This window comes from Ilumatobacter nonamiensis YM16-303, assembly GCF_000350145.1.
GTDB classification, from domain to species: Bacteria; Actinomycetota; Acidimicrobiia; order Acidimicrobiales; family Ilumatobacteraceae; genus Ilumatobacter_A; species Ilumatobacter_A nonamiensis.
This window is the reverse complement of record NZ_BAOL01000074.1, coordinates 23,331-32,584: the sequence shown is the minus strand read 5'-3', so window position 1 is coordinate 32,584 and position 9,254 is coordinate 23,331. Positions and strand designations below refer to the sequence as shown.

Annotated in this window: 7 protein-coding genes; 3 read left to right on the top strand and 4 right to left on the bottom strand. The window is 68.4% G+C overall.

Annotated features, from left to right (window positions below):
• A partial coding sequence (locus ON45_RS08790) for an SCP2 sterol-binding domain-containing protein (RefSeq protein WP_206537670.1) occupies positions 1 to 469 on the top strand: 469 nt, incomplete at its 5' end.
• A 35-nt stretch (positions 470 to 504) separates the two neighbouring features.
• Here ON45_RS08790 and ON45_RS08785 read toward each other — a convergent pair.
• Positions 505 to 1,380 carry an SDR family oxidoreductase gene (locus ON45_RS08785; protein WP_040493273.1) on the bottom strand — a complete coding sequence of 292 codons (876 nt, stop codon included), beginning with the start codon at positions 1,378 to 1,380 and terminating at the stop codon, positions 505 to 507.
• A gap of 250 nt (positions 1,381 to 1,630) precedes the next feature.
• Positions 1,631 to 4,423: a PASTA domain-containing protein gene (locus ON45_RS08780; protein WP_040493272.1), complete on the bottom strand. Its 2,793-nt coding sequence runs from the start codon at positions 4,421 to 4,423 to the stop codon at positions 1,631 to 1,633.
• 55 nt (positions 4,424 to 4,478) lie between these two features.
• On the opposite strand from ON45_RS08780, the gene ON45_RS08775 reads away from it, so the two are divergent.
• Positions 4,479 to 5,000 carry a hypothetical protein gene (locus ON45_RS08775; RefSeq protein ID WP_206537669.1) on the top strand — a complete coding sequence of 174 codons (522 nt, stop codon included), beginning with the start codon at positions 4,479 to 4,481 and terminating at the stop codon, positions 4,998 to 5,000.
• Here the strand turns inward: ON45_RS08775 and ligA are convergent, their stop codons facing one another.
• Both ligA and ON45_RS08765 read right to left on the bottom strand, forming a co-directional pair.
• Positions 5,001 to 7,097: an NAD-dependent DNA ligase LigA gene (ligA, locus tag ON45_RS08770; RefSeq protein ID WP_040493270.1), complete on the bottom strand. Its 2,097-nt coding sequence runs from the start codon at positions 7,095 to 7,097 to the stop codon at positions 5,001 to 5,003.
• Positions 7,098 to 7,127: 30 nt separating this feature from the next.
• Entirely contained in the window at positions 7,128 to 8,150 is a 1,023-nt protein-coding gene (locus ON45_RS08765) for a uroporphyrinogen decarboxylase/cobalamine-independent methonine synthase family protein (protein WP_040493269.1), read from the bottom strand.
• Positions 8,151 to 8,291: 141 nt separating this feature from the next.
• Here ON45_RS08765 and ON45_RS08760 point away from each other — a divergent pair, with 141 nt between their 5' ends.
• Positions 8,292 to 9,233, top strand: a complete 942-nt coding sequence (locus tag ON45_RS08760) for a hypothetical protein (RefSeq protein ID WP_040493268.1) — start codon at positions 8,292 to 8,294, stop codon at positions 9,231 to 9,233.
• Positions 9,234 to 9,254 lie beyond the last annotated feature (21 nt).

The window sequence follows — 9,254 nt, the reverse complement described above, 5'->3', positions numbered from 1 at the left end:
ACAGTTCGCGCACGGAGCGCCGGAACAGTTCACGGGTTCGTTGGGTACAGTCGGCGGAACTATGGCTCACCCGTTCCTGTCAGAAGAATGGATGAACGCTGCGCGCTCCATCCGTGAGAAGTACGCCGACGAGGTCCCCGAGGTCGAGGCCGACCTCCGCATCAACCAGATCGTGACCGACGTGCCGTTCGGCGACGATGTCGTCCACAGCCACCTCGACACGACGTCGGGCACCGTGGTGATGGAACTCGGACTCCTCGACGAAGCCGACGTCACCGTCACGACGGACTACGACACCGCCAAGGCGTTGTTCGTGGACCAGGACCCGGCCGTCGCCATGCAGTCGTTCATGAACGGCCAGGTCAAGGTCCAGGGCGACATGATGAAACTGATGGCGATGCAGACGTCGCTGCCGTCGAACGACTTCACCGACAAGATCTCCGAAGAGATCAAGGCCATCACCGAATAGGCGAGACGGGACGGGTCATCGCCGTCGCGACACGGTCAGCGGTCGACGAAATCGGCGAGTGCCTCGGCGAGGTCCTCGACGCCCCACTTCGCATCCTGCTCGACCGTGTCGCCGATCGACCACGCGTCGACGCGTTTGACGACGCCGCCCTGCGCGAGGAACGTCGCCCCGTTGAACTCGCAACGCTCGGTACTCAGGTACGCGACGAGCGGCGAGATGTTCGCCGGATCCCACTCGTCGAACCCGTTCGCCGCGGGCGCCATGATGTCGCCGAGCCCTGGCGTGGCCAGCGTCAGCCGGGTGCGCGCACCGGGTGCGACGCAGTTGCTCACGACGTCGTAGCGGGACAGTTCCTTCGCGGCGATCTCGCTGAAGGTCGCGATTCCCGACTTCGCGGCGCCGTAGTTCGCCTGCCCCGGGTTGGCGAACAGCCCGGAGGTGCTCGACGTGTGGACGAGGTTGCGACGCTTCGATCGGTCGGCCTTGTGTTCCTGTCGCCAGTAGTTCGCGGCGTGATGCGTCGGCGCGAAGTGCCCCTTGAGGTGGACGGCGATCACGTCGTCCCACTCGGACTCGGTCATGTTGACGATCGTCCGATCGCGCAGGATCCCCGCGTTGTTGACGAGCACGTCCAGGTCGCCGTACGCGTCGATCGCGGTCTGAATCAGGCGCTCGGCACCGGCCCAGTCGGCGACATCGTCGGAGTTCGCCACCGCCTCGCCACCCGCCGCGAGGATCTCGGCAACGACATCATCGGCGGGCGTCTCGCGCAGTTCCGAGCCGTCGTTCGCACCCCCGTGGTCGTTCACCACGACGCGGGCACCCTCGGCCGCGAAGAACAGCGCGTGCTCGCGCCCGATGCCACGACCGGCACCCGTGATGATGGCGACCCGGCCATCCAACGAATTCATGCCTCGCACCGTAGCCACGCGACCGGGTTCGCTCTCAATCTGTGGGACCGGTCGCGGATCGACCCAGGGCCGGAACCGATGCGCGACGAGAAGGGAGAGGCGGCGCCGACGAGGGATCCGGGTCGCGCCGACCGGCCCACGTCCACCCAGCGTTCTCGTCGCGAAAATGCCCGGGATGCGGGTTCGAACGCGACGAGAACGGAGGTTGGTGGCGCGACGAGAACGCCGCGAGGGACGCGGGATGGGGACGTCAGAGGAAGATCAGGTCGACCGCGGTGCCGCGAGGGAGCACCTCGCCGACCGGAACGTCGATGCCGTCGATGGTGGCCTCGACGAAGGTCCCCTGAGTCGACCCGAGGAGGTCCCCGACGGTGAAGCCGGTTTCGACGAGCAGGTCGCGTGCTGCGCCGAACTCGAGGCCTTCGAGATCGGGGAACTCGACGACGTCGGGGCCCTTCGACACCCGAACGGTGACCGTGCCACCACGCTCGAGTTGCTCGCCGGCGGCCGGCGTCTGCGAGACCACCTGACCCGACGGGACCGTGTCGCTGAACACGTCCGACTCCCGGATGTACTCCAGTTGCATCGCTTCGATGATCTCCCGACCTTCCGGACCGGTTCCGGTGGTCAGATCGGGAATCGTCCGCGGCTCGGGACCCTGGGAGAGCACCATGACGATCGTCTCGCCGGGCAGGATCTGTGCTCCCGCCTGCATCTCGCCGGCGATGTCTCCCTCGACCGTCCACGAGATGACCGCTTCGGTCGGCACGGTCTCGGAGAATTCACGCGCGTCGGCCTCGACGCCGATCAGACCCAGTTCGGCCAACTCGGTCGTTGCGGTGTTGAAGGGCAGTTCATCGAGTTCGGGGAGCGTGCGGAACTCGGGTCCGTCACTCAGGACGAGCGTGAACGGTTCACCCTCGTCGAGCTCGACTCCGGCGGCAGGCACCGTGCGAATCACCGTGTCGGCTACGGGGAACGAATCACTTCGCTCGCGCGAGGTCTCGAGGTCCCAGTCGTTGCCGGAGATCTGGTCGAGCGCATCGTCCTCGGACACGCCGGCCAGGGCGGGGACGGTGAACGACTTCGTCTGGAGCAGCAACGACCCGGCATAGCCGAGCGCCCCGAGGCCGAGCAGCAACACCAGCACGAGCATCACGATCGGCCAACGACGACGACGGGACGGCTCGTCGTCGAACAGTTCGCCGCCGGGCTCGGGGGCCGACGGGTCGGCGGCCGGCATGACGGTCGTGTGGTCGCTCGAGCTGTCGATGGTCGGCGATCGCTCGGCTTCGGCATCGAGATCAGCGTGCAGCGCGGCCAAGCTGGCCGACTCCGCCGCCTCGGCCACCGGCGGCGGGTCCTGCGACGCCTCATCGTCGAAGACGCCGCCCTGCTGCTCGTCCGATTCATCCTCGGACGTGGCGGATTCGATCGGCTCATCATCGGCGTCGATCACGGGATCGTCGGTCGCGAACGACCCGTCGGCAACGGGCTGATCGTCGACATCGCCGGGCTCGCCCGCCTCGTCGGCCACGACCGCGTCGGGATCGAGGTCGTCGGCATCGCCGGGCTCGTCCGCGTCATCGACGGCGTCGGTCGTGGCGACCTCGGCCGTCGGCGCATCGTCGGCTTCTGTCGTGGCCACCTCGACGGTCGGCGCATCGTCGGCATCGAAGGAGACCGGGCGATCGTGGCCCACACCGGGTCCGCCGGCACCGACGGTCGGCGCGCCGTGGTCCGCCGCCAACGCGGCTCCCGCCACGCCCGCAGCAACTGCTCCGCCCGCCACGGCGGCGGCAGCACCGAGCGCGGCACGCGCTGCGTCGTCATCTCCATCTCCGTCAGCCGAGACTTCGGCTTCGTCCGCGGCGTCGCCCGGATCGACATCAGGATCGACGGAGTCCTCGACGAGACCCTCCGGCCCCTCGCCGGCGACATCGGAGGTGTCGTCCGATCCCGCTGCGGTTGCATCGGAGGTGGCGATGTCGTCGGTGGGCTCGGCGTCGGGATCGGGTGCGACGGTCTCGCCCGCACCGTCGCGGATGCCGGTCTCGTCGACGCCGGCGAGGCCCGGCACGGGTGCGGGGCGTTCGACACCGCCCGTCGGGTCGGTCGGACGACGCATCGCGTACGTGTCGAACGTGCCCGACGCGAGGATCGGAATCGGTTCGGGCTTGGAGAGCCGCGGCGCGCACTGCACCAGCGCACGCCCGAATTCGGCGGCGGTGAATCGGTCGGCGGACTCCGGTCGGCCGGCGCGTTCGAGCACGGACGCCAGTGCCCCGAGATCAGCCGAGACCGGCAACAGCTTGTCGACGCGGCCAGCGAGCGTGGACACGGTGGAATCGGCGGCGAACGGCACCGATCCGGTCACCGCTTCGATCATCACGAGGGCCAACGCATACACGTCGGTCTTCGCGTCGATCGGAAGCCCCAGTGCCTGCTCGGGGGAGGCGTAACGAGCCACGTGGGTCGGCACGGCCGCGGATTCGGCCCACGCGGGCTCCGCGAGCAGTCGCGCCATCCCGAAGTCGACGACACGGAGCCGTCGATCGACGCCGAACACCATCTTCGACGGCGTCAATTCCGTGTGATACAGCCCCTTGTGATGCGCCGCGTCGAGTGCACGACACGCTTCGAGCCCGAGCACGAGCGCCTGTCCGGGCTCGAGCAACCGGCCCCGGTCGAGGAGGTCGCGCAGACTTCCTCCGCCGAGCGCATCGACGGTCCAGAACACGGTGGAGGAGCCACGCAGCTCGATCTCGCCCCAATCGGTGACCGACGCGATGTTCGGGTGCGTCAACGCATTCGAGATCTCGGCCAGTCGGCGGAACTTGCGCCGGAAATTCGGATCCTGAGCGTGTTCGGGCCGGACGACCTTGACCGTGACCGGACTGTCGTTCTGGACGTCGATGGCGTCCATGATCACCGTGTTCGCGCCGCTCGAGAGGACCTGCGCGAGCCGATAACGGCCCGCGAGCACGGTTCCTTCGAGCGCTCCGGCGCTCCGGCCAGTGCGTTGTGTGTCGACGTTTTCCACCGGGCGAAACGCTACCGCCTGCCCGATCGCGGACACCGCCAGGCACACTGAAACGGTGACGGAGACCGGGCTGGCAACACGCACCCGAACGGGGGGCCGACGACGGCCCGACATGGGCCTGCTCATCGCGTGCTTCGTGATCGCCTGCGGAGTCGTCCTGATCGGCTGGGGAATGACCGCGGCCATCACGGGAGACGATGGCGTCGACCGCCCCGACGAGATCGAGAACCTCTCCCCTGTCGAGAACGCCAAGCAGGCGTTCCAGCAGGAACAGGTCGTCGTCGACCTGGAGTTCGGCTACGAGGCCGTGCTGGTGATCGACGGGATCGAGCTGCCGACCGAACGACTCGGCGAGTTCGGCGGCGACCTGAGCCCGGACAGCGCCGGCCAACAGATCTCCACCCCGCCGACGGCGATCTTCGACCCCGGGAACGCGATCCTCAGTTTCCGCCCGACCGAGGGCGCCCCGATCGAGTCGTTCGAACCAGGGCGGCACCAGGCTCAGGTGATCTTCTGGAAGACCGACGAGGGCCGGAAATCTGCGAGCAGCTACCGCTGGTCGTTCAACGTCGTCTGATCACGACCCCGGATCAGGCGCCGGTTCGAAACGGTCCGGGAGTTCCCCGGTCTCGAGCAGCGTCAGGAACTCCGCCTCGTCGATGACGGGCACGTCGAGCGACTCCGCCTTCGTGAGCTTGCTCGCCCCCGCCGATTCCCCCGCGACCAGGGCGAACGTCTTCTTGCTCACGCTTCCCGGACTCTTGCCGCCGCGCGAGGTGATCGCGTCGGCCGTCTCCTCGCGGTTGAATCCCGACAGCGTCCCGGTCACCACCACCGTGCGGCCGTCGAGGGTCTGGGGCACCGCCGCTCGGGCCTCCGCCGCCCGCGCGGCTGCATCGGGATCGCCGAAGTTCACACCGGCCGCACGGAACTTCTCGATGAACGCCTGATTCGAGTCCTGCTCGAACCATTCGTGCACGGTCGAGGCGATCACGCCGCCGACACCGTCGACCGCAGCGAGATCCTCGACCGACTTCGACATGATCTCGTCGAGGGTGTGGAACGCCGCCGTCATCGCTCCGGAAGCGGCGGGACCGAGATGCCGGATGCCAAGGGCGGTCAGGAACTTGGGCAACGGTCGCGACGTGGAACGCTGGATCTCGTCGACCAGGTTGCGGGCGCTGGTTTCGCCGACACGTTCGAGTTCGACCAACTGCTCGGCCGTGAGGGAATACAGGTCGGCAGCGTCCTTGACGAGTCCGGCGTCGGCGAGTTTCTCGACCATCTGCTCGCCGAGGCCCTCGATGTCCATCGCACCACGTGACGCGAAGTAGGCCAGCTTCTGGTTTCGTTGCGCCGGGCAGTCCGGGGCGAAACACCGCGTGTCGGCCTCACCCTCGGGCTGCACCAGCGGATTCCCGCACGCGGGACAATCGTCGGGGAACTGCCACGGTTCGCTGTCGGCCGCACGCATGTCGAGCACCGGGCCGACGACCTCGGGGATCACGTCGCCGGCCTTGCGCACGACCACGACGTCACCGGGCCGCACGTCTTTCACCTGGACCTGCTCCCGGTTGTGGAGCGTGGCCATGCCGACCGTCGACCCGCCGACGAAGACCGGCTCGAGCACGGCGAACGGCGTCGCCCGACCGGTGCGTCCCACCGACACCTGGATGTCGAGCAGCGTGGTGGTGCGCTCCTCCGGCGGGAACTTGTAGGCGATCGCCCAGCGCGGGGCACGCGAGGTCACACCGAGCGCATCTCGGTGCGCGAGATCATCGACCTTGATCACCACGCCGTCGATCTCGTAGTCGAGGTCGTGGCGATGCTCCTGCCAGTACGCGCAGTGCGCGGCGACCTCGGTGATGGAATCGAACGCTCGGACGTGCTCGTTGACGGGGAATCCGAGCCGCGCGATGTACTCGAGCTCACTCTGGTGCGTCGCGAGGTCGGGCGCCGTGGACGCGTCGTCGAACCGGACCTGGCCGACCTGATAGCTGAAGAACGACAGCTCGCGCGCCGCCGTCTTGGCCGGGTCCTTCTGCCGCAGGCTCCCGGCTGCAGAGTTGCGCGGGTTCACGAACGGCGGATCTCCCGCCGCCTCGGCACGCTCGTTCAGCCGCTCGAACGCGGAGGCCGACATGTAGACCTCACCGCGTACCTCGAGCAGCGACGGAACCGGATCGACCTCGGCCCCGATCCGGTCGGGTACGTCGTCGATCGTGGCCACGTTCGCGGTGACGTTCTCACCGGTCCGACCGTCGCCACGAGTGGCCGCCTGGACGTACTCGCCTCCCTCGTAGCGGAGGCTCATCGCGAGGCCGTCGAACTTCAACTCGCACACGAATGTCGGAGTCGTGCCGTCGAGACCCTTGACCACCCGCTCGGCCCACGCCGTGAGTTCGTCCGCGTCCATCGCGTTGTCGAGACTCATCATCGGGACGTCGTGCTCGACGGCGTCGAACGCGGTCACGATCGCGCCGCCCACCTGCTGCGTCGGCGAGTCCGGTGTGATCAGGTCCGGGTGCTCGGCTTCCAGTGCACGCAGCTCACGGGCCAGATCGTCGTAGTCGGCGTCGCTGATCTCCGGATCGTCGAGCGTGTGGTACCGCTCGTTGTGATGGGCGATCTGCGAGCGTAGGTCGGCGATCCGGACGGCGGGGTCGGCGGTCATCGGCTCGAACAGTACCGGCCGCGGTCGGCCTCAGGCACCGAAGGCGAGCTTGGTCGAGATCGCCTGCGCGTTGACCTTGCGCCCGATCTCGGAGGTGAGGCGCGCCACTCGGCGTGCCGTCGACACCTGGTGCCGCGCCAGCCCGCACTCGGGGCTCACGAGCGACCGCAACCGCAGTTCACTCGCATCGACGCCGCGCTCGACGAGCGCGCACCACACGGCGCTGAGGTCACGCCAGAACCGGTCGGACCGGGTCGGAAGCGGGCCGGTCGTCGGCAGCGCTCCCCACACGATCACGCCGCCCGACTTGATGAAGCGGCCCAGATACCCCGCGTACTCGACGAGGTCGTCGGACACGGGGAGCGAGATCACCTGCGGGCCGGCTTCGAGCATCGTGGCGACGTCGACCGGACCACAGCAGTGCAGACCGACGGCCACCTCGGGCGACACCGTGGCCATTCCGGCCGAGATCAGGTCGACCGCGACGTCGGGCGGGATCGGGAAGTCGTTCGCCATCAGCTCGACCAGCCACGGCTCGTCGAGCAACATCAACTGCGGGCTCGACGGCAAGGCATCGGCGATCACCGCGGAGATCGCCGACGTGTGCCGACGCACCGACTCGGTGGCGATCGCGAAGGCGTCCGCGTGGTCGACGCCGGCTCGCGCCAACGCGACTCCGAGGGTCACCGGTCCGACGAACTGCCATTTGACGGGCGAGCCGTTCACACCGACCTGTCGGGCCAGATGGATGAATGCGGTGAGCCCACCGAAGGCGTCGGTGTCGAGGTCCGGCGGTGCATCACCCATCGCCAGCGTCGATGGATCGATCACGAGGCTGCCGTCGGCGTCCCACGACGTGCCGGTCAGCCCGGCCAGTGCCTGATCGATCATCGCTTCGGCGGGCGACCGATTCGGAAGCGTCGGGACGGTGGCGATGTCGAATTCGGAAATCGAGAAGGCTGCCGCGGCGGCCGCGTCCCGATGCGGCAGGCTGCCGATGCCGACCGATTGGCCCGTGCAGAATCGCTCGACCGCGTGGTCTGCGGAACTCATCGCCGGACCTCGTCCGCTCCGGTCCCGAGTACCTCGAACGCGGCACGACGATGTCGGACGGGACTCCGATTCCATCGCATGATTCCGCACGCCATCCCCTCACGTTGGTCCGGCGAGCACCCCATCGGCAAATCTAAGAAGATGTCGTCAGCCGATTCACCGTCGCCCACCTCGGTCGACGGCACACCTGACCCCAAGACGGGGCCCACGATCGCGGCTCGAGCGCTGCCGTGGCTGGCCCGCGTCGCGTGGATCCTCGTGGCGGTCATCGGCGGCAGCGCGATCGAGTCGGCGGTCGACGGGCGCAGCGACGCCGTCCGGTGGACCACGGCGATCGGGGCATGGTTCGTGTTCGCCATCGTGGCGATCGCACTGCTGATTCCGGCGGTCGTGTCACTCACCGTGATCCGGGTCGGAACGCCGCTCGCCGTCGTCGCCGCGATCGCATCCGCGATCGCGGGAAGCTCGGGACTCGACGTCGCACTGCTGCTCATCCCGGCCGGGATCACATCCGCCGCGGTGTTCACCGCCGAGGTGGGCAGGTGGATGGTGCAGGCGACGGCCTACGGCGACGAGGATCGGCTCCCGCTCCGCAGCCCGGTTCCCGCCGGGACCGCCGCGGTCCTGACGTGGATCGTGTGGGCCGCAGCCGTCACCACCGGACCGCTGGCACTCGCCGCCGAGAACTGGCCGCTCGGCATTCCGGTGACCTTGGTCGCGCTCGTGCTGACCGTGTTCGTCGGACCGCGTTGGTACTCGATGACCCGACGCTGGCTGGTACTCGTGCCCGCGGGCCTCGTGGTCCACGACCCGCTCGTCCTGGCCGACACGCTGATGGTCCGAACCGACCAGATCCTCGGGATCGGTCTTGCCCGAGCCGACACGCAGGCCGCCGACCTGACCGGTCCGGCAAGCGGGTATGCGGTCCAGGTCGACACGACCGAGCCGGTGTCGACCGTGTTCGCCTTCACCCCCAAGGAGCCCAACGGCAAGGCCATCCACATGACCGGATTCCTCGTGGCACCGAGCCGTCCGGGCGAAGCACTCCGCCTGGCCAGCGCGCGGAACCTGCCGATCCGCTGACCGTGATCGGTCAGCGGGTTC

What these genes read in the sequence shown, in the direction of transcription:
- ligA (WP_040493270.1), bottom strand. Translation starts at nt 7,097, where the DNA reads ATGACCGCCGACCCCGCCGTCCGGATCGCCGACCTACGCTCGCAGATC.
- ON45_RS08760 (WP_040493268.1), top strand. Translation starts at nt 8,292, where the DNA reads ATGTCGTCAGCCGATTCACCGTCGCCCACCTCGGTCGACGGCACACCT.
- ON45_RS08785 (WP_040493273.1), bottom strand. Translation starts at nt 1,380, where the DNA reads ATGAATTCGTTGGATGGCCGGGTCGCCATCATCACGGGTGCCGGTCGT.
- ON45_RS08765 (WP_040493269.1), bottom strand. Translation starts at nt 8,150, where the DNA reads ATGAGTTCCGCAGACCACGCGGTCGAGCGATTCTGCACGGGCCAATCG.